This window comes from Brevibacterium sp. LE-L (assembly GCF_050214925.1).
Lineage (GTDB): Bacteria > Actinomycetota > Actinomycetes > Actinomycetales > Brevibacteriaceae > Brevibacterium.
The window spans coordinates 3658704-3680237 of the sequence record NZ_CP189759.1 but is presented as its reverse complement, the minus strand read 5'-3'; the positions used below and the strand labels follow the sequence as shown (position 1 = coordinate 3680237).

Annotated in this window: 14 protein-coding genes and 2 rRNA genes; 7 read left to right on the top strand and 9 right to left on the bottom strand. The window is 62.2% G+C overall.

From position 1 onward, the window contains the following. Window positions 1-300: 300 nt before the first annotated feature. The 3 genes from ACQE2J_RS16760 (at window position 301) to ACQE2J_RS16750 (ending at window position 5128) form a co-directional block, all read left to right on the top strand. A 23S ribosomal RNA gene (locus tag ACQE2J_RS16760) occupies window positions 301-3421 on the top strand. Between the two features lie 184 nt (window positions 3422-3605). After that, a 5S ribosomal RNA gene (gene rrf, locus ACQE2J_RS16755) occupies window positions 3606-3724 on the top strand. Between the two features lie 211 nt (window positions 3725-3935). Beyond that, a protein-coding gene (locus ACQE2J_RS16750) for an IS3 family transposase (RefSeq protein ID WP_426936694.1) occupies window positions 3936-5128 on the top strand; the annotation gives its coding sequence in 2 pieces (ribosomal slippage) (window positions 3936-4220 and window positions 4223-5128; 1191 coding nt in all). Between the two features lie 35 nt (window positions 5129-5163). Here ACQE2J_RS16750 and ACQE2J_RS16745 read toward each other — a convergent pair. Both ACQE2J_RS16745 and ACQE2J_RS16740 read right to left on the bottom strand, forming a co-directional pair. Then, the gene (locus ACQE2J_RS16745; protein ID WP_240690181.1) at window positions 5164-5751 is read right to left on the bottom strand and encodes a GNAT family N-acetyltransferase; all 588 of its coding nucleotides are present in this window, start codon (window positions 5749-5751) and stop codon (window positions 5164-5166) included. Between the two features lie 28 nt (window positions 5752-5779). After that, window positions 5780-7014, bottom strand: a protein-coding gene (locus ACQE2J_RS16740) for an IS3 family transposase (protein WP_425120641.1) whose coding sequence is annotated in 2 segments (ribosomal slippage) — window positions 5780-6729 and window positions 6729-7014 — 1236 coding nt in all. Because the reading frame shifts where the segments join, the coding sequence is not laid out codon by codon here. Between the two features lie 302 nt (window positions 7015-7316). Between ACQE2J_RS16740 and ACQE2J_RS16735 the strand changes: the two genes are divergently transcribed. Further along, window positions 7317-8432: a DoxX family protein gene (locus tag ACQE2J_RS16735; RefSeq protein WP_240689545.1), complete on the top strand. Its 1116-nt coding sequence runs from the start codon at window positions 7317-7319 to the stop codon at window positions 8430-8432. 87 nt (window positions 8433-8519) lie between these two features. Here ACQE2J_RS16735 and ACQE2J_RS16730 read toward each other — a convergent pair whose 3' ends face one another. Continuing rightward, complete coding sequence (locus ACQE2J_RS16730) at window positions 8520-9680, bottom strand: DUF6882 domain-containing protein (RefSeq protein ID WP_135537473.1); 1161 nt, start codon at window positions 9678-9680, stop codon at window positions 8520-8522. Between the two features lie 230 nt (window positions 9681-9910). On the opposite strand from ACQE2J_RS16730, the gene ACQE2J_RS16725 reads away from it, so the two are divergent. From ACQE2J_RS16725 to ACQE2J_RS16715, 3 genes are all read left to right on the top strand, one after another. Further along, window positions 9911-11644 carry an ABC transporter ATP-binding protein gene (locus ACQE2J_RS16725; protein WP_135537472.1) on the top strand — a complete coding sequence of 578 codons (1734 nt, stop codon included), beginning with the start codon at window positions 9911-9913 and terminating at the stop codon, window positions 11642-11644. A gap of 1 nt (window position 11645) precedes the next feature. Beyond that, window positions 11646-13697: an ABC transporter ATP-binding protein gene (locus ACQE2J_RS16720; RefSeq protein ID WP_135537471.1), complete on the top strand. Its 2052-nt coding sequence runs from the start codon at window positions 11646-11648 to the stop codon at window positions 13695-13697. Between the two features lie 322 nt (window positions 13698-14019). Further along, complete coding sequence (locus tag ACQE2J_RS16715; protein WP_135537470.1) at window positions 14020-15735, top strand: hypothetical protein; 1716 nt, start codon at window positions 14020-14022, stop codon at window positions 15733-15735. Between the two features lie 175 nt (window positions 15736-15910). Here ACQE2J_RS16715 and purQ read toward each other — a convergent pair whose 3' ends face one another. From purQ to ACQE2J_RS16685, 6 genes are all read right to left on the bottom strand, one after another. Then, a complete protein-coding gene (purQ, locus tag ACQE2J_RS16710) occupies window positions 15911-16651 on the bottom strand; it encodes a phosphoribosylformylglycinamidine synthase subunit PurQ (protein WP_135537469.1) in 741 nt (246 codons plus the stop codon). Beyond that, window positions 16648-16905, bottom strand: coding sequence for a phosphoribosylformylglycinamidine synthase subunit PurS (gene purS / locus ACQE2J_RS16705; protein ID WP_135537468.1), 258 nt, complete (start codon window positions 16903-16905; stop codon window positions 16648-16650). The genes purQ and purS overlap by 4 nt, the downstream gene beginning before the upstream one ends. Window positions 16906-17043: 138 nt before the next feature. Continuing rightward, a complete protein-coding gene (locus tag ACQE2J_RS16700; protein WP_135537467.1) occupies window positions 17044-18426 on the bottom strand; it encodes an NAD(P)/FAD-dependent oxidoreductase in 1383 nt (460 codons plus the stop codon). 114 nt (window positions 18427-18540) lie between these two features. Further along, a complete protein-coding gene (locus tag ACQE2J_RS16695; RefSeq protein ID WP_135537466.1) occupies window positions 18541-19404 on the bottom strand; it encodes an ABC transporter permease in 864 nt (287 codons plus the stop codon). Between the two features lies 1 nt (window position 19405). Then, entirely contained in the window at window positions 19406-20374 is a 969-nt protein-coding gene (locus ACQE2J_RS16690; protein WP_135537465.1) for an ABC transporter permease, read from the bottom strand. Continuing rightward, window positions 20371-21534 (bottom strand): polyamine ABC transporter substrate-binding protein, encoded by a 1164-nt coding sequence (locus tag ACQE2J_RS16685; protein ID WP_135537464.1) that lies wholly within the window; start codon window positions 21532-21534, stop codon window positions 20371-20373. The genes ACQE2J_RS16690 and ACQE2J_RS16685 overlap by 4 nt, the downstream gene beginning before the upstream one ends.

The following is a 21534-nucleotide window of genomic DNA, read 5'->3' as shown; positions in this document are numbered from 1 at the left end:
CGATGTATGGGTATGAGGATGGGCTAGAACAGGCACGTTATTGGGTCCTGGAATCACAAACCCCAACAGTCGTTGGGTGTGGTTTCAACCAACAGGACCGACCCGCTTCACGGGCAGCCACAGCAGTGGTCTGGTTTGTGGGTGGTGTTTGGTAGTGGTTTGAGAATCGTATAGTGGACGCGAGCATCAATGCTGCAGCCCTTTTGGGGTTGTGGTGTTATGTAATGTGATTTTTCTTGTCATCATCTTGTGTGATTGAAAGACAATATTTCGCGTACACGCCGCCAACCCTTTGGGGTGTGGTGAGTGTGTAAGAGCGCATGGTGGATGCCTTGGCATCAGGAGCCGATGAAGGACGTGGAAATCTGCGATAAGCCTCGGGGAGCCGATAAACGGGCGTTGATCCGAGGATGTCCGAATGGGGAAACCCCGCTGCCTGTGAGGGTAGTGACCCGTGCCTGAATATATAGGGTACGTGGGGGGAACGCGGGGAAGTGAAACATCTCAGTACCCGCAGGAAGAGAAAATAACAATGATTCCGGGAGTAGTGGCGAGCGAAACTGGATGAGCCTAAACCGTGTGCGTGTCAAGCGTGCTGGTGTTGCGTGCACGGTGTTGTGGGGTATGTACGGTCTGGTCCAGCATGGCCAGTCTGTGTTGGTGTTGGTGTAGTCGAACCTGGTGGGAAACAGGACCGGAGTGGGTGAGAGTCCCGTAGACGAAACAGTGACGCCGGCGTAGTGTGCGTGTGCCCGAGTAGCACGGAACTCGTGGAATTTCGTGTGAATCTGCCAGGACCACCTGGTAAGGCTAAATACTTCCTGATGACCGATAGCGGATAAGTACCGTGAGGGAATGGTGAAAAGTACCCCGGGAGGGGAGTGAAAGAGTACCTGAAACCATGTGCTTACAATCCGTCAGAGCAGTATCTAGATGACTGTGATGGCGTGCCTTTTGAAGAATGAGCCTGCGAGTTAGCGGTGCGTGGCGAGGTTAACCCGTGTGGGGTAGCCGTAGCGAAAGCGAGTCCGAACAGGGCGTTGTCAGTCGCGTGTCCTAGACCCGAAGCGGAGTGATCTAGCCATGGGCAGGGTGAAGCGTGTGTAAGAGCGCGTGGAGGCCCGCACCCACTTCAGTTGAAAATGGAGGGGATGACCTGTGGTTAGGGGTGAAAGGCCAATCAAACTCTGTGATAGCTGGTTCTCCCCGAAATGCATTTAGGTGCAGCGTTGCGTGGTTCTTGCTGGAGGTAGAGCTACTGGATGGCTGATGGGCCCCACCGGGTTACTGACGTCAACTAAACTCCGAATGCCAGTCAAGGTTCAGCGTGGCAGTGAGACAGTGGGGGATAAGCTTCATTGTCGAGAGGGAAACAGCCCAGACCATCAACTAAGGCCCCTAAGCGTGTGCTCAGTGGGAAAGGATGTTCAGTTGCGAAGACAACCAGGAGGTTGGCTTAGAAGCAGCCACCCTTGAAAGAGTGCGTAATAGCTCACTGGTCAAGTGATTGAGCGCCGATAATGTAGCGGGGCTAAGTACACCGCCGAAGTTGTGGCAGCACCACGTGTATCCGTAATGGTGTGGTGTTGGGTAGGGGAGCGTCGAGTCGCTGGTGAAGCTGCCGTGTGAACGAGTGGTGGAAGCGGTTCGAGTGAGAATGCAGGCATGAGTAGCGAAAGACGGGTGAGAAACCCGTCCACCGGATGACCAAGGGTTCCAGGGCTAGGCTAATCCGCCCTGGGTAAGTCGGGACCTAAGGCGAGGCCGACAGGCGTAGTCGATGGACAACCAGTTGATATTCTGGTACCGACACACAACCGACAGTACCAAAACACATGAAACTAACCATGTCCCTCGCCCTCTCGTACTTCGGTAGGAGGGTTTGGCGAGGTATGTGGGACCTGAGTGTGGAGTCGGTAAGCGTGTGGTGTGACGCAGAAAGGTAGCCAGGCCGTGCGATGGTAGTCACGGTCTAAGGTTGTAGCACGCGGGGGTAGGTAAATCCGTCCCCGCTTTGTGTGTGAGAGCTGATGGGCGCCCCACTGTGGTGGGGTGATCTGGTGATCCTCTGCTGCCGAGAAAAGCATCGACGTGAGGGTGTGTGTTGCCCGTACCCTATAACCGACACAGGTGGTCGAGTAGAGAATACTAAGGTGATCGAGAGAATCGTGGTTAAGGAACTCGGCAAAATGCCCCCGTAACTTCGGGAGAAGGGGGACCATCCTGGTGAACCGCACTTGCTGCGGGATGTGCTGGTGGTGGTCGCAGAGGCCAGAGAGAAGCGACTGTTTATTAAAAACACAGGTCCGTGCGAAGATGTAAGTCGATGTATACGGACTGACGCCTGCCCGGTGCTGGAAGGTTAAGAGGACTCGTTAACAGGTTACTGTGAAGCGGAGAATTTAAGCCCCAGTAAACGGCGGTGGTAACTATAACCATCCTAAGGTAGCGAAATTCCTTGTCGGGTAAGTTCCGACCTGCACGAATGGCGTAACGACTTCTCTGCTGTCTCAACCACGAACTCGGCGAAATTGCATTACGAGTAAAGATGCTCGTTACGCGCAGCAGGACGGAAAGACCCCGAGACCTTCACTATAGTTTGGTATTGGTGTTCGGTGTGGTTTGTGTAGGATAGGTGGGAGACTATGAGGCTTGGTCGCTAGATCAGGTGGAGTCGATCGGTGAAATACCACTCTGACCATAGTGGATTCCTTAACTTCGGACCCTGATCGGGTTCAGGGACAGTGCCTGATGGGTAGTTTAACTGGGGCGGTTGCCTCCTAAAGAGTAACGGAGGCGCCCAAAGGTTCCCTCAGCCTGGTTGGCAATCAGGTGTCGAGTGTAAGTGCACAAGGGAGCTTGACTGTGAGACGGACGTGTCGAGCAGGAGCGAAAGCTGGGACTAGTGACCCGGCCATGGCTTGTGGAAGCGTGGTCGCTCAACGGATAAAAGGTACCTCGGGGATAACAGGCTGATCTTGCCCAAGAGTCCATATCGACGGCATGGTTTGGCACCTCGATGTCGGCTCGTCGCATCCTGGGGCTGGAGTCGGTCCCAAGGGTTGGGCTGTTCGCCCATTAAAGCGGTACGCGAGCTGGGTTTAGAACGTCGTGAGACAGTTCGGTCCCTATCCGCTGCGTGCGTAGGAAATTTGTGGAGGTCTGTCCTTAGTACGAGAGGACCGGGACGGACGAACCTCTGGTGTGCCAGTTGTTCCGCCAGGAGCATGGCTGGTTGGCTACGTTCGGGATGGATAACCGCTGAAAGCATCTAAGCGGGAAGCCTGCTCCGAGATGAGATTTCCATCCATACATTTTGTGTGGGAGAGGTGTCCTATAGATGATGGGGTTGATAGGCCGGGTATGGAAGCACTGTGAGGTGTGGAGTTGACTGGTACTAATACACCGATCACTCATCAACTCTTTTGTTGGGGTTGGTGTGTGCGTGAGAGTCTTTTTGGGTTGCACGTGGTGTTGGCTTGAGAAGTCACCCTGTTGTGGGGTGCATGTTATGTGACTGTTGTTGGTGTTCGCGTTCGCTGTGCGGTTCTTGGACCATTACCGCCTGACCTGTTTGTGGGTTGGGTGTGGTGGTTTGTTGGTTTTGCGGTGGTGATAGTGGTGGGGAAACGCCCGGTTAACCGTTCCGATCCCGGTAGCTAAGCCCATGCGCGCTGATGGTACTGCAACTTGGTGGTTGTGGGAGAGTAAGTGACTGCCGCAATATTTTTTGGTGGGGGTGGCCTCGTCTGATTCCTGTTTGTGTGGGGGTTGGGCGGGGCCTTCCTCGTATTCATGGGTCGTGTTGCTGCTGACCACAACCGTGTTTCTTGGTGGTTTGTGGGCAGTGTGGCGTGGTGGTGTTCGGGACTGATGCAGGTTTTGGTGACATCTGATCTGGCTTGTTCACAGGCAAGCCTGGAAGGATAGACACCATGCCCCAGCCCTACCCGAAAGAGTTCCGCGATGACGTCATCCGCGTCGTCTTGAACCGCGACGAGAAGACCACGATCGCCCAGATCGCCAAGGACTTCGGCGTCCACGAAGGCACCATCGCGAAATGGCTCCGCCAAGCAGACATCGATGCCGGCAACAAGCCCGGCAAGACCACCGATGAGTCAGCCGAACTCCGAGAACTCAGACGTCGGACTCGCCTGCTGGAACAGGAGAACGAGGTCCTGCGCCGCGCAGCCGCCTACTTGTCGCAGGCGAATCTGCCGTCAAAAGGCTCTACCCGCTCGTGAGAGAGCTCGCCGCCGACGGTATCCCCGTTGCGGTGTCGTGTCGGGTATTGAAGCTCTCTCGCCAGCCCTACTACCGATGGCTGGCCGCCCCTGTCCCTGAAGCCGAGGTGAATGAGGCGTATCGGGCCAACGCCTTGTTCGATGCCCATGCCGATGACCCGGAATTCGGGTACCGGTACCTGGCCGATGAGGCCGAAATCGCCGGGTATCCGATGGCCGTGCGCACCGCGTGGCGGCTGTGCTCGGCCAACTCGTGGTTCTCCGTCTTCGGCAAGGCCCGAGCCAAGAACGGCAAACGGCCGGGCCCGGCCGTCCACGACGACCTGTGCGTCGTCACCGACGCCGATGGGCGCACCCGCCACGAGTTCCGAGCCGATGGACCGAATCAGCTCTGGCTGACCGACATAACGGAGCATCGCACCGATGAGGGCAAGCTGTACATGTGCGCGATCAAGGACGTCTACTCCTCGCGGATCGTCGGCTACTCCATCGGGGCCCGAATGAAGGCTCGGTTAGCTGTTGATGCCCTCGAGATGGCCGTGGCCCGTCGCGGTGGTGACGTGGCCGGATGCGTGGTCCATAGCGATCGCGGCAGCCAATTCCGGTCGAAGAAATTCACCCGTGCTCTGGCCCGCCACGGCCTGATCGGATCGATGGGCAGAGTCGGCGCGGCCGGCGACAATGCTGCCATGGAATCGTTTTTCGCCCTGGTGCAGAAGAACGTTCTCGACCGTCGCCGGTGGTCGAGCCGGGAGCAGTTGAGAATCGCGATCGTGACGTGGATTGAGCGGACGTATCACCGGCGTCGGCGGCAGGCCCGGTTGGGTCGTTTGACACCGGTTGAGTACGAGGCAATTATTGAGTCACCTGCAGTCGCAGCGTGACACCCGAATTGTCACCTCTCCTTGCATCAGTCCCTTCAGTCGATTCCGAGGAACCGACGGACCGCCTCGGCGCCGGTGACCTCGACAGGATCCGGAGGACGGACGATCTTGTCTGCACTGAGCACGGCGCGGTATTCCAGGTGAGCGTTGCCGTCCTGAGCGATGATGGTGTGCTCACCATTGGGCCGGTAGCCGACTTTCTCCGAAACCCGGCGGCTGGCGTCGTTGCCGATGAAATAGCCCGTGTGGAACGTCTCTGCTCCGAAGTGATCGGCGAATGCAGTCACCAGCGCCGCTCGCATACGGGTGCCGTAGCCCTTTCCGTGTTCGGAGCGGGCCAACCACGAACCCGTGGAGACAGACCGGGTACGCGGGAAACTGGTGCTGCTCACGCCTTGGACACCGATGATCCGTCCCTGTGCCCGGACGGCGAACTCGATCGTCCAACCCTCCGTGCTGAACTCTCCCCGAGTCCTCCAGTGATACTGTGCCAGCGAACGGGCTACCTGCTCAGCGGAACCCGTGTCCCAATCGACGAGGAACGCGAACACACCATCCGGCCTGACCCCTGCACCGGCGGTCTCAGCCAGTTCCGGATAGTCGGTCTCTCTGGACTGTGTCAAGTTGTTTCGACAGGAGAACACTATTTCCTCAAGCAGCCCGGTCGGCTGCCGATGATTCCGTCTCGGTGCGATCGAAGAACGACTCCATCGCCCGGGCAGGGATCTCATAGCCCAACGCCGAGTGACGCCTCTTCCGGTTGTAGAACACCTCGATATACTCCGCGACCGCCAGCCGTGCCCTTGCGCGAGTAGCGAATCGCTGACGATGGAACATCTCATTCTTCAACGAAGCGAAAAACGCCTCCGCGACCGCGTTGTCCCAACACACCCCAGTCCTGCCCACTGACAAGCGAACCTGCATCAATCGTGCGACTTCCGCATACTCCGCAGAGGTGTACTGGCTGCCTCGATCCGAATGCGCTATTGCGCCCTCGGCAACGTATCCGCCCTGGTAGGCGACCTTAAGAGCATCGATGATCAGACTCGTGCGCATATGCTTCGCCGTCGCCCACCCCACCACCATCCGGGTCGTGAGATCGATGACCGTGGCCAGGAACAACCACCCCTCACCCGTCTTCAGATAAGTGATGTCGCTGACCAGATGCGTCGTGGGTACCGGCGGGTTGAACTCCCGCCGCACCAGATCCGCCCTGTCCTGGGCATCGGCGGCAGGGATCGTGGTTCGCTTCGTTGCCCGGGGTTGGACACCCGCGATCCCGAGCTCGCGCATGATCGCAGCGACCAACCCCAGCGAAACGGTGATCCCTTCGGCTGCGAGATCCTTGTGGATCCGGCGAATGCCGTAGACCTTGTTCGACGCCAACCACAGGGCGTAGACCCGGTCGGCGACGATCTGGCGGCGACCACGCCTGGACTCAGGGTCCGGTTCGGTGTCCTGCCGGTTCTTCCACGCATAGTAGCCGGTGCGCTCAATTCCCAGAATCTGGGTCATCAAGGTGACGGGGAAGGCGCCTTCTTCGGTGTGGATCAGCTCGTACTTCGCGCTCACGGCTGTTCCTTCGCGAAGAAGGCCGCGGCTTTTTTCAAGAACGCGTTCTCCTGCTTCAAACGAGCGATTTCCTTGGCCATCTCGGCCGGGTCATCACTGTTGGCGTCGGGAGCGCGTCGAGCTGATCCGGAGCCGGTTCCTTCAGTGCCAGTGGCCTTCGCGACCCACCGGCCCAGCGTCGACTCGTTGATGTCGAGGTCGCGGGCGACTTCGGCTCGGGACTTCCCGAGGTCGGTGACCATCGCGACGGCGTCGGCCTTGAACTCCGAGGTGAACTCTCTGCGGGGCCGCCGCGGGGATTGGTTGGTAGTCATGTGCAGCAGTTTCCTTTCATCGGGTTCTGCTGTCTACTCAAATCATGACACCCCACTCGCACAGGAGTCATCTCAAGATCACCCGTGCGAATCGTCAGCCCGAACGGTGGCCAGATGTCTGCGAGATCCATGCGTCGATCCTAACCTCGCATTCCCCGAACGAGTCGTGACGGCGCCGGGATATCTGCTGACCGATGTCGGTGCCGCGGAAGACTCCCGTCCAGGACTCGGTCCGCGTTCATGATCGTGCTTTCTGGAAAACCCCAATACCAGCATGCAATGCTGTCGGTAACGTGGACTCCATGACGACTCCTGATACACACGGACCATCGGATGCTCAGGTTACCTCGGACGCCGCTGACGTCCCTGACAGTTCAGACGCCACCGGAACCGCTGCTCAGCACGCCTCAGAGCCAGCCGCGCCCGGCGGCGAGCGTCCACGGTGGACCGCAGTGCTCTGGGCACTCCACTGGCTGCTGCGCATGGGCTTGGCCGTCTCGCTCATGCCCTACGCCTGGACGAAGGTCTTCCACGTTCAGATGGGATACGCGGACTACGCCGACGCACTCGTTCAGTACGGAGAGATGAGCCCGATGGGGCTGCTGTGGCGATTCATGGCATTCTCCCCGACCGTGCAGCTCCTTGCCGGGCTCGCCGAACTCATCGCCGTCATCCTGCTGCTCTTCCGTCGTACAGCCTGGCTCGGTGCCCTCATCGCGGTGCTCGACATGAGCATCGTGTTCCTGCTCAACCTGACGTTCGACGTCCCCGTCAAACAGCTGTCGGGAGCAATGGCGGTGGCCGGCATCATCCTCCTCGTCCCCAACGTCCCCCGCGTCGTGAGGTTCCTGCTCGGCCGGAACACCGGGCCGGCTGTCAGCGGCCTGATCTGGCGCAACAGAGTCTTCGTGCGCATCACCCGCTGGGCCTCACCGATCCTCGCCGTGCTCCTCGTCGTCGGCGGCGGCCTCGCCTCCGGGGCGAGCTTCGGCTGGGGGCGTCTGACCGGTTCCGAAGAGGTCTCGGGCGTCTACACGGCAGCAGCCGGCGGTACTCCGGTGAAGATCGACGGCACCGAGCACACAACAGACGACATCACACAGATCGCTTTCGGACAGATCAACTCCGGCAACGGCAATCGACTGAGCATCCGCTACGCTGACGGCGACTTCCAGGACGGCCTGTACACCGTCGACGGCACCTCGATCACAGCCGAGCTCTTTCCCATCCGGAAAGGCGCTCAGACGCTCATCCGCGACTCGTCCGGCACCCTCGAGTTCGACTACGAGAAGAAGGGTGACGATTCGTTCTCACTGCGCATCGACGGCTCGGAGCTGACAATCGAGAGCGATGAGGAACGACGCTTCCTCTTCGACCGCGGTTTTCGCTGGGCTCCCGAGGCACCAGTGAATCGCTGACGCTCAATCGCTGAGGCCCAGTCACATGATGGAGGCCCCACATTCCGCGCAAGGACCCGTGCAACGTCACGGGCCCTCGCCCTCGAGTCAGCGTCCGAAGAGCTTGGAGAACAGTCCCTTCTTCTTCGGCTTGTCTTCCTTCGCCGCAGGCTGTTCGACCTCTGCCGCATCCTCGGCAGGAGTCTCCGGCGAGGAGACATCTGTCGGCTTCTCATCGGTCCAGGAACCGGTCGAGTCATCGGCCGCGGAGCCTTCGCCGACGGAAGACTCGATCGGGGAGTCCGCCCCCGCCGAGGCGGCCGCAGGCTCGTTGCGGACCGGTTCGGCCGACCCGGGGCCGGCGCCTGGGTGCTCGGTGCGTCCGGCTCCGGCGGAACCAGCACCGGTGTCGGCGGGCGCAGCGGTGGTGGGGGCCGCCTCGGCGGACGACGTCGACGGTTCGGCTGGGGAAGGCTGCGCGGCAACCGTCCCACCGCTTTCCCCACCGGCGGTCGCTGTTGTCGGGCTCGCGGCCGCTTCGGCGGAAGTGTGCCCGGCCGCAGCAAACTGTTCGGCGGCCTCGCCCTCCAGCGGGGTATTCATATCGCAATTGGAGATACGGCGTTCGGAATCGAAGGACAGGTCAGCGGAACCGTCGGCGAAGAGCATCCGCAAACCGCCCTCGGGCAGCTCACGGACGGGGATCCCGCGCTTGGCCACGTACGCGTCGATGGCTGCGCGATGATCGCTCACCGTCGTCTGCGTCAGACCCTGCATGAGCGCGCGCACGGACACCTTCACCTGCGGCTCGGGCAAGACGATCTCGTCGGCTTCGACGAGAAGCCACACGGTCGTGCCGGCACCGGCAGCGGCCGGATAGTGAGTCCATCTGCCGGTGGCCTCCTTCGCCGCCAGGGTCAGCCGCAGCGCAAGCTCCTCATCAAGATCGAGTTCTGCGGTCGTGAGCTCGGCGACCTCCTCGGCGGCACCGAACTTGCGGACGTCGTGAGAGAGTCCGACGACGGCGTCGGGGAAGTCGTTGACGTTCTCCCATCCCCAGAGCCAGGTCTTGTCCCGGCCCGATTCGGACCCGAGCAGATGCGGTCGTGCACGCAGCACGACACCCTCGGAGGAGCTGAACGTCAGGTGCGGGTCGGCGCCGAAATCGACTTCCCATTCGGCGTCGGCGATGAGACCACCGAAATGCGTCTGCACCTCGGTGGAGTAGAAGACGGCGCGATTGACCAGATCCTGCAGAGTTGAGCTCATATTTCCAGCCTAAGCCGGAGCGCCCGAGAAGCGAGGAGGCACGCGGTGATTCGCTCGTGTCAGTGCCGCATGGTGTGCTGAAGGCAGAAACGAGCACTGGAGGAAGGGGCAGGACCGAGAGGAGATCCTGTCCGTCTACCGCTGAAAGGGGAAGGTATGTAAGATAGTCTGTTGCGCTTCGCATCTCTCACGACTCATTCGTCAGTCACTCTTCAATCAGGACGTTCAACGTGGCCCTACTCCGCCTGTCCCTGAAATATGCCAAAGACTATTGGCTGTTCATCATTCTGGTCGTCATCCTCCAATTGGCGGCGACCATCGCCGCGCTGTACCTGCCGAGCCTCAACGCCCGGATCATCGATGAAGGCGTGGCCAAGGGCGACACCGACTTCATCTGGTCGACGGGCATGACGATGCTGCTCGTCTGCTTCGTCCAAGTCGTCACCGCGATCGCCGCGATCTACTTCGGCGCGCGCACCGGCATGGGCGTCGGGCGGGACCTCCGCCGCGCCATCTACCGCCAGGTCGACGAGCTGTCGATGCTCGAGGTCGGGAAGTTCGGCTCCGCGACCCTCATCACCCGCAACACCAACGATGTCCAGCAGGTCCAGATGCTCGTGCTCATGACCTTGAACTTCATGGTCTCCACCCCGATCATGTGCATCGGCGGAATCATCATGGCGCTGCGTGAGGACGTCGGTCTGTCCTGGCTCGTCTGGGTCGCCGTGCCTGTCCTCTTCGTCGTCGTCGCGATCCTCGTCTACCTCCTCATGCCGCTGTTCCGCCGCATGCAGGACCAGGTTGACGACATCAACGGCGTCCTGCGCGAGCAGATCACCGGCATCCGCGTCATCCGTGCATTCGTGCGCGAACCCTTCGAGACCGACCGCTACGCCGACGCCAACCGGGCCCTGACCGAGACCTCGGTCAAGGTCGGCAACCTCTTCGTGCTCATGTTCCCCGCGATCATGATGATCCTCCACCTCGCCACCGCCGCAGTGCTGTGGTTCGGCGGACACCGTGTCGACGCCGGTCAGATGGAAGTCGGTTCGCTGACCGCTTTCCTGCAGTACCTGCTGCAGATCCTCGTGGCCGTGATGATGGGCGTGTTCATGATGATGATGATTCCTCGCGCCGTCGTCTGCGCCGAACGCATCGCCGAGATCCTCGATGCCCGCACCACCATGACCATTCCGGAAGGAGTCGACGAACTCCCGCGCCGAGGCGAGCTCGAGTTCCGCAATGTCACCTTCGGCTACCCCGGCGCCGAGGTGCCCGTTCTCGAAGGTCTGAACTTCACGGCGGAGCCCGGCACCACGACGGCGATCATCGGTTCCACCGGAGCCGGAAAGTCGACGATCGTCAACCTCATCCCCCGGCTCATCGACCCGCAGATCGGAGAGATCCTCATCGACGGGATCCCCGTGTCCGCTTTCAACCGTCATCAGCTGGCGCGGCTGATCGGCCTCGTCCCGCAGAAGCCCTACCTGTTCTCCGGCACGATCGCGACGAATCTGCGCTTCGGCAACGAAGACGCCACCGACGAGGAGCTGTGGGAAGCCCTGCGCGTCGCCCAAGCCGACGACTTCGTGTCCGAGAAGGAAGACCAGCTCGAACAGGGAGTCGCACAGGGCGGCACGAACTACTCGGGCGGACAAAGGCAGCGACTGTGCATCGCGCGGGCGCTGACCGTGAAACCGCAGATCTACGTCTTCGACGACTCGTTCTCCGCCCTCGACGTCGCCACTGACTCCCGACTGCGGGCGGCACTGTCCGAATCGACGGAAGAGGCCACTGTCATCGTGGTGGCCCAGCGCGTGTCCACCATCCGCGAAGCCGACCAGATCATCGTCCTCGAAGCCGGCAAGATCGTCGGACGCGGCACTCACGAAGAACTCGCAGAGTCCAACCCGACCTACCGCGCCATCGTCGAATCCCAGCTGACAGCGGAAGAGGTGAACTGACATGACGAACGACACCTCGACCGAAAACGCCGTGTCCACGGACGATGAATACATGCCCAGCGGCGAAGAACTCGAAATGAGCGGAGGCACCCCACCGCGCAAGGCCAAGCACTTCTGGCCCTCGGTCAAACGCCTCTTCGGGCTCATGGCCAGCGAGAAGATGGGGCTGATCAACGTCGTCGCGCTCGTCGTCGGCTCCGTCGTCCTCACCGTCATCGCCCCCAAGGTGCTCGGCAAAGCGATGGACGTCGTCTACTCCGGCATCATCGGCGCGCAGCTGCCGGCGGGCGCGAACATCGATGACATCATCTCCGGAGCCCGCGCCGAAGGCCGCGACGACTTCGCCGATATGCTCGCCACCGCAGATGTGGTGCCCGGAGAAGGCATCGACTTCACAGCGCTCGGGCAGATCATCATCATCGTCCTGCTCATGTATCTCGTGGCCTCGATGCTCATGTGGGCGCAGGGCTACATCCTCAACGCTTTGGTCATGCGCGTGGTCTACCGACTGCGTGAGGACATCGAACGCAAGATCAACCGTCTGCCGCTGCGGTACTTCGACACTCGGCAGCGCGGAGACGTGATGTCGCGAGTGACGAACGACGTCGACAACATCCAACAGGCGCTGCAGCAGGCGTTCTCCCAACTGGTGCAATCGGCTCTGACGATCATCGGCATCGGCGTGATGATGTTCATCGTGTCCTGGCAGCTCGCGCTGCTGGCGCTCATCGCCCTGCCTCTGTCGGCGATCATCGCCGGGATCATCGGCACCCGGTCGCAGAAGCTGTTCAAAGCGCAGTGGAAGCACACCGGCGAGGTCAACGGGCACGTCGAAGAGTCCTTCTCCGGACTCGACATCGTTCGGGCCTTCGGTCGTGACGAGGTCATGCTCGAAGAGTTCGACCGTCGCAACGAATCGCTGTATGCGGCGTCGGCCGGAGCCCAGTTCGTCTCCGGCATGATCATGCCGTCGATGCAGTTCGTGTCCTACCTCAGCTATGTGCTCATCGCCGTCGCCGGCGGCCTCAAGGTCGCCACAGGCCAGATGACGCTCGGTGATGCGACCGCTTTCATCCAGTACTCTCGTGAGTTCTCGCAGCCCATCTCCGAGATGGCCGGTGTCGCGAACATGCTCCAGTCCGGTGTGGCGTCGGCCGAGCGGACCTTCGAACTGCTCGACGCCGATGAAGAGGACCCCGATGAGGTGGAACAGACGCTTCCTCCGCGGACCCCAGGCAAGGTCACGTTCTCCGAGGTCAGCTTCCGCTACGACCCGCAGACTCCGCTCATCGAGAAAGTGTCCTTCACCGCGGACCCCGGCCACACGGTCGCGATCGTGGGACCGACCGGTGCCGGCAAGACCACCCTGGTCAACCTCGTGATGCGCTTCTACGAGATCACCGGCGGCAGGATCATCCTCGACGGCATCGATGTCCGGGAGCTCAGTCGTGCCGATCTGCGGTCGCATGTGGGCATGGTGCTCCAGGATGCGTGGCTGTTCGAAGGAACGATCGCGGAGAACATCCGTTACGGTCGTCTCGACGCCACCGATGAGGAAGTCATCGCTGCGGCGCAGGCGACGATGGTCGACCGATTCGTCCGGCAGCTTCCCGACGGCTACGACACGGTCATCGACGCCGACGGAGGCAGCGTCTCCGCCGGTGAGCGACAGCTCATCACCATCGCCCGAGCCTTCCTGGCCGACCCTTCGCTGCTCATCCTCGACGAGGCGACCTCTTCTGTCGACACCCGTACCGAGGTGCTTGTGCAGCAGGCGATGGCGGCCCTGCGAACCGATCGGACTTCCTTCGTCATCGCGCACAGGCTCTCGACGATTCGCGACGCCCACACCATCCTCGTGATGGAAGACGGTGCGATCGTCGAGCACGGCAGTCACGACGAGCTGCTCGCGGCCGGCGGCGCCTACCACCGCCTCTATATGTCGCAGTTCCGCGGTGAGGACGCTGAAGAGCATTTCACCACCGAGGTGCTCGCCGAAACCGATGCTGATGCCGTTGACATCGCGGATACGGAGTCGCCGACGAACACGTGATGGGTTGACCCGGATAACGTTTTTCGGGCCCGGAATGGCGAAAGCGATGTATTCGAGACAATCTTCCGAAGTCCGATGCAGGCGAGTACGAGGTCGGTTTCGCGATGATCGTGCAGGTCAGAGAGCGAGGTCTGTCGGACGCACGCCGGGCACCGAAACGGTCGGCTCGGGCCAGGGTTGCGAAGTGGTAAATATTCGGCAATACCGCTCTATCACTTCTGTCATGACCACAATGACCTAAAGTTCTCTGCTCTCCTCCACCTGCGTATGGTCCGTACCACAGCTGACGACGGCAGCCGGTCAGCATTCTGGAAGGACCATCATGAAACGGTTGGCAATGGCGGCGACATTCGCCCTGGCTCTCTCCCTCGGCGGATGGAGCCCGGCGGCCGCACAGGCAGACAGCGACACGGTCCCGCAATCGGCAGATCTCCATGCCGCAGGTGATGCCGGAGACGGTGCTGCGGATGCTCCCGAGACTGAGAATCCGGCACCGGAGGATCCCGGCGATGGTGAGGACGCCACGGACCCCGGTGGCGGCGGTGAATCCACCGATCCCGATGAGGGAGATCACGGAAGCGATGCAGGTGAGGGCGAGGACTCAGCTGACCCGAACGACGGCGAGGACTCCGCCGACCCCGACGACGGTGCCGACGGCGGAGGCGAGGATTCGACTCCGATCGACGCGTCCTTCTCCCTCGACCAGAAGACGATGCCCGTCGACGAAGCGGCTGAGGCCATCCCCTATACGATCACCGGACTCACCGCCGGAGACAGAGTCACCGCCTCGCCCGGCGAAGACGGTCCGATCACCGTCGACAGCGATGGAACGTTCAACGGATCGCTGCGCGGCAACTCCGAAGTGAAGGTCGGCGATGTCCTCAGCGTCACCGTGACGGTCGACAGGGACGGGCAGGAGTCGAAGACCTTCACCGGCAGCGTGACCATCACCGCAGCCGATGACGATTCCGATGGCGATCTCAGCGTCGATCCGAAGACTCAGGGCCTCGACACCTTCCAGAAGAACGGTGTCGGCATCACCCTGAGCAACTGTGTCATGGACGAAGAAGTGACCTTCACGGTCACCCGCGAGGGAGAGGACACTCCCATCTGGGAAGACACTCAGTTCGCGGCGGGGGAAGACGCCGCCGGCTTCACCACCTTCATTCCGGACGCCGGAGGAGACGAGCTGGTCGGCGACTACGCGGTGAGCGCGAGCTGCGGTGACACGACCGAGGAGACGACGTTCTCCGTCACAGCAGACGATGCTGCCGACGCGGACCTCACCGTGACTCCGAAGACTCAGTCGCTGCGCGACTTCCTCGACAGCGGTGTCACCATCACGTTGGTCAACTGCCACGTCGACTCCGATGTCACCTTCCGCGTGAGCACCAAGCACGATCCCGACACCGAGATCTGGTCGGAGACGCAGAAGGCAGGTGAGGACGCCGCCGGATCCGTCCGGTTCACTCCCGAAGAAGGAGGTGGCGGATGGGCGACCGAATTCCTCGTCATGGCCACCTGCGGTGATAAGAGCGCCGAGACGACGTTCACCGTCACCGATGACGGCAGCGCCATCGACCCGAAGCTCTCGATCACTCCTGAACGGATCTCCGGAACCGACTTCATCGATCGGGACAAAGGCGTAGAACTGACGGTCACCGAGTGTGCTCCCGACACTGATGTGCAGTTCGAGGTGTATTCGGCAGGCATGGAGGACAAGCTCTATGAGCAGACGGCGGCGGCCGATGAAGAGGGCACCGCCGGAATTCAGGTCTACGGTCTCGGCGACGATCCTGCGCACTACGTCGGAACCTACAATGTGCGCGCCACCTGTGTCGATACGTCCCGGGACGGGCAATTCGTCGTCACCGGTTCGGAGACCGGTGGGGGCGGGAGCGGAGATTCCGACAATGCCGGCGGCGGAGCATCGATGCCGCGCACCGGTGCAGAACTCACCGGACTGGTGGCAGGCAGCCTGCTCATCCTCGGCGGGGGAGCGGCGATCGCCTTGGCCCGGCGCAGAAGCCTGAACTGACAGTGACCGGTGACCCGTCGGGTCGGTGACGATACCCGGTCCGACGGCGCGCCCCGGTCCCGGCAGACAGGCGATCGGCCCCGGTCCCTCGACACAGAGTCGAGGAACCGGGGCCGATCTGAGCCCGGGAGGATACCCGAGAGAGCCCGGTGAGGCGCCCAGCCTCGTGAGAGATTCAGCCCTTGCTGATGAGCGTCCGCACGGCCGAGGAGAAGAATCCCTGACCGTCGGTTCCACTGCCGTCTTCGGGACCGAACCCGGCTTCGACGGCGTGCTCGGGGTGCGGCATGAGGCCGACGACATTGCCCGCTTCATTCGTGATCCCCGCGATGTCACGCAGAGAACCGTTCGGGTTGAAGCCCTGGTAGCGGAAGACCACACGGCCGGTGGCCTCGAGCTCGTCGAGCACCTCGTCGGTGGCGACGAATCCGCCCTCACCGTTCTTCAGCGGAATGCGGATCGTCTGACCCTGGTCATAGTCGCTCGTCCATGCAGTGTTCGCGTTCTCCACCACGAGGTTCTGATCGCGGCAGATGAAATGCTGGTGGTCGTTGCGGATGAGCGCACCGGGCAGCAGGTGGGATTCGCAGAGGATCTGGAAGCCGTTGCAGATGCCGAGCACGGGCATGCCCGCGTTCGCAGCAGCCACGACGGACTCCATGATCGGGGCGAAGCCGGCGATTGCGCCACAGCGCAGGTAGTCACCATAGGAGAACCCGCCGGGCAGGATGACGGCGTCGACACCGGACAGCGACGAATCCGCATGCCACAGGTTCACCGGGTTCGCACCCGCAAGACGCACGGCACGGGCCGCGTCGCGGTCATCGAGCGTTCCGGGGAACGTGACGACACCGATGGAGGCTCCGGACTCGGCCGCCGCCTCGGCGAGGGTGGGATCATCGGCCACAGCGGTCACGAGGCATCCTCGGCCACGCGCACTGCGACGACGTTTTCGATGACGGGGTTCGACAGGAGCTTCTCCGCGGCTTCACGGGCCTGGGCGAGCACTTCCTCGGTGGCCTCGCCTTCGACTTCGAGTTCGAACCTCTTGCCCTGACGAACCTCACCGAACCCGGTGAAGCCGAGGCGATTCAGTCCGCCGGAGATCGCCTTGCCCTGGGGGTCAAGGATCTCGGGTTTGGGCATCACCTCAACGACGACACGTGCCATGCGTGTTCTGCTCCTTTGTGAAAGTGTTCGGGAGTTCCTCCCGCGCTCGCCCAAAGTCTATCAAGCATGGCCGGTGCTCCGCCCCGCGGTCCGGTCGAAGGACCGCCGGGCCGTCCGGCAGCGAGACCGCCGGTGAGCTCAGGAGTCGAAGCCCATGCCCACGGCGTCCAGGACCTTGAGCAGCGGACCGCGTCGGCCTTCGTTCTCGTCGGCCTTGATCATCGCGTTCGTCGTCATCGTGATCCCCAGCCAGGCGATCGGCTCGGGAGGGAACGGCAGCGGCAGCTTGCGGACCATCTCGAGCTCGGTCAGTTCGGTCCTCTCACCGCTGAGCAGGTCGAGCATGACCGTGCCGGCGAACCGCGAGGCACCGACGCCGAGGCCGGTGAAACCGGCCGCCATCGCCACCTTATTGCCGTAGGCGGTGGTGAAGAAGGAGAAGAAGCGTGAGCAGGTGTCGATCGCCCCGCCCCATTTGTGCGTGAACTTCAGCCCCTCCAGCTGCGGGAAGGTCTCGAAGAAGTGCTCGGCCAGAGTCTCGAAGGTCTCGGGCCGCTGATCGTACTTCCACGAGATCTGCCGCCCATAGTGGTAGACGGCGTCCCAGCCGCCGAAGAGGATCCGATTGTCGGCGCTGAGCCGGTAGTAGTGGAAGCGGTTGGCGCAGTCGCCGATTCCCTGCCGCCCGTCCCAGCCGATCGCCGCCAGCTGCTCGTCCGACAGCGGTTCGGTCATGAGCGCGTAGTCGTAGACGGGAACTGTGTGCAGGCTGACCCGTTTGAGCAGGGACGGGAAGACGTTCGTCGCCAAGGCCACGTTTCGGGCGGCGATGGTCGCCTCCGGAGTGGTCAGCCGCACGGTGGACTTCTCATCGCTGACCGCGGTGACCTTCGTGCCCTCATAGACCTCGACGCCGAGTTCGCGGATGACCCGCAGCAGCTCCCAGCACAGCTTGGCCGGGTTGAGCATCGCGACTTCACGGGAATCCCACAGCGCACCCTTGTAGGTCGGGGACTTGACCATCTGGGCAAGCTCCTGCTGGTCGTAGAAGATGAATCCCGCGTCCGGATCATGGGCTTCCCGGAGGTCGGCGACCTGGTAGTCCTCGGTCGCGACGTCGAGCTCTCCGGTGCGTTCGAATTCGCAGTCCATCGAATACCTGGCCACGGCGGCCTCGATCTCGTCGAGGTTCTCTCGCCCCAGCTGAGCGAGGCGATCGTTCTCATCGGGCAGATGATTCGCGCCGTTGTCATAGCCGTGGGTCAGGCTCGCAGCGCAGAATCCGCCGTTGCGACCGGAGGCGGCCCACCCGATGGAGTTCGCTTCGAGAAGGACCACGTGCCGCTCGGGATCGCGTTCCTTCGCCTGAAGTGCGGTCCAAAGTCCGGTGAACCCGCCTCCGACGATGACGAGGTCCGCTTCGATGTCCTCGCCCAGAGGAGGCAGAGGCTCGGGTCGCTGGTCGGTATCGAGCCAGAACGGAACGGTTGAGGCGTCGGCCAATGCGGCGTTGACGTCCATGTCACTTCACTTTCTGCCTTGCGGCATTCTTGAGGCGTTCGGCGGTGCCGTGCGCCTGGACCCCGCCTCGGCGAGCGGAGGTGCCGCCTCGGCGGGGTCCGGGTCTCTCATGTCTCAGGCGGCCATGGTCTTGATGATCTCGGTGGCATTGCCTCCGGCCTTGCGCAGCACGAAGCCGACGAAGCCCAGGGCGGCCAGGGTGAGGACGAACATCACCGTCGACATCGCCGCGACCTCGGGGCGCAGGGCCACGCGGACGGCCGAGAAGATGTAGACCGGCCAGGGCGTGTAACCGGGCTGCTGGACGAAGCTGGAGAGGATCGTGTTGTCGAGGCTGACGGTGAACGACATCAGTGCCCCGGCGAGAATGCCGGGAGCCGCGATCGGCAGGGTGATGTCCTTGAACCGGTTCCACGGGGTGGCGCCGAGATCCGCGGCGGCATCCTCGAGCTGGGTGTCGATTCCGGCCAGCCGGGCCCGGACGATGAAGGTCACGATCGCCATGGAGAACATCGCATGGGAGATGATGAGTCTGACCAGGCCGTTGTTGAGCGGGGTGATTCCCCAGTCGACGCCGACGGTGACGAACCACGGCAGGAATGAGATGCCGTCGACGATCTCGGGTGTGACCAGTGTCAGCCCGAGCACGGCGGTCAGGCCGAGCGCCCACCAGGCGCCCCTCGGCGCCCGTGCCAGTGCCACCCCGCCCAGGGTGCCGAAGATCGTCGAGACGATCGCCGTGCCCACAGCCGCCTGAAGACTCGTGACGATCGAGGAGATGATGATGTCGTTGTTGATTCCGCTGATGTAGGCGTGCAGCCCGAAGCCGCGGAAGTTCGCGAGCACCTTGCCGTTGTTGAACGAGTAGGCGATGATCACCGCGATCGGCACGAACAGGTAGACGAAGACGAGGATGCCCCAGATGTGCAGACCGATATCGGTCGGGGTCCGGCGGGCGAATGTGTTCTTCTTCGGCATCTCAGGCCCTCCCATCCTGCAGCGGCACACTGTTGAGTCTGGCCGTGATCGTCTGTCCGAGCTTGAGCAGCGCGAATCCGACACCGACGACGACCAGGGTGGAGATGATGAGGATCATCGCCATGGCCGCGCCGACCGCCCAGTTCTGGGCGGTGTTGAACTGGTTGGCGATGAGCTGGCCGACCATCGACCCGCTCGCTCCGCCGAGCACGGTGGCCGTCACATAGTCACCGTTGAGGGGGATGAACACGAGCAGGCAGCCGGAGACGACGCCGGGCATCGCCATCGGCAGGGTCACGCGCATGAAGGTCTTCACCTTTCCCGCGCCGAGGTCGTAGCTGGCCTCCCGCAGCCTCTTGCCCGAGGCATCGATGGCCACGAAGAGGGGCAGGATCATCAGCGGCAGATAGTTGTAGACGACACCGATCTGCACCGCTGTGCGCGTGTAGAGGATGTCGAGGGGCCCGTCGAGCATCCCGATGCTCTGCATCCAGTTCGAGAGGAAGCCGTCGGGAGAGAGCATGATCTGCCACCCGAGGGTCCGGACCAGGAAGTTCGTCCAGAATGGCACCATCACCAGAGCCAGTGCCAGGGACCTGCGGGCCGGCGAGACCTTCACCGCCAGCCAATAGGAGAAGGGCAGGGCGATGAGCAGACACAGGATCGTGCCGAGGATCGAGATCCGCAGAGTCGCGAAGAACGTCGATACGAAGCTGGCCGACATCGCCTCCGGGTAGCGGTCGAAGGACAATTTGTCGGTGGCGATGGCGGTGAACTCATCGGGTTTGTATCCGAAGCTGTAGAAGATCACCAGGGCCAGGGGAATGATGAAGAAGAAGACGACATAGGCCCAGGTGGGAAACGACAGCGCCGAGGCTCCGAAGAGCCGTGAGGCGAGCGGTTGCTTCGTGGGCGCGGTCTCCCGTGTCTCTGCGGGCGGCTGCTGTTTCGGTCGCGCGGTCGTGCTCATGCTCCACTCCTGGCCTGGGCATCGGTGAGAATCTTCGTCCGGATCTGATCGGCCGGGGTCTGCTTGCTGGGTTCGAGACGGTCGAGGACCTTCTGCGGGGGGAAGATGAGGTCCGGTTCGTCGAGGTCGGCCTTCTTCGCCTGTTCCTCAAGCCCCTTCGTGCCGATCGGGTAGCCGATGTAGTCGAGCTGCTCGACCGCGGTGTCCGGGGACAGCATGTGGTTGATGAAGGCGTGTGCCGAATCCGGGTGCGGGGCGCCGGTGGCGATCGCCCAGCAGTCCATCCACAGATTCGCCGAGGGGGTCGGGAATACGAACTTCCAGTTCTCCGGATCCTTGATCTCGGTCAGTCCCTGCCGGGCATCGCCGTTGTAGGAGTGCAGGAGGGTGAAGCTGCCTTGGATCATGCTGGTGGCGGCGCTGCCGACATAGGCCTTCACGTTCGGGGCCAGCTGGTCGACGATGATATCGCGAGCCTTGTCGAGTTCGCCCTCGTCTTCGGTGTTGAGGCTGTGGCCCGAAGCTGCCAAGGCGATCGCCGCGACCTCCCAGGGATCCTCGAGCAGCGCGGTCGTGCCGGCCGCTTCCTTCTGTGCAGTGTCGAGGAAGTCCTGCCAGCTCGTGAGCTCCCGGTCGATCTTCTTCGTGTTGTAGACGAACCCCGTGGTGCCCCAGGCCTTGCAGATCGAGTACTTGTTGTCGGGGTCGAAGTACTGATGCGTGAAGTTCGGGTCCATGTGCTCGAAGTTCGGGATCAGACTGAGGTCGAGTTCCTGGAGGAGATTGTGATTGAGCATCTGCGGGATGTTCGCCCCTGTCGGCACGACCACGTCATAGCCGGAGGTGCCGCGTGAGGTCGACAGCTTCGCCACGAGCTCCTCGTTCGACCCGTAGGAGTCGACCTGGACGAGGATGTCGTTCTGCGATTTGAAGGCTTCGAGGAGTTCCGGATTGTCGTAGTCACCCCAAGAGTAGAGGTTGAGCTTCGGTTCGAGTTTGCCGTCGGTCGGCGGTGACGCCGCCATCTTCGTCGTCTTCCCGCAGGCACTGAGCGCACCGAGGCCGACGACTCCGAATCCGGCCAGCAGCGCTCGCCGGGTCAGCCTCGCCGAGGCGGCCCGGGGAGCCAGGAAGGTCACATCGGGAATCGTTCGCGTCAT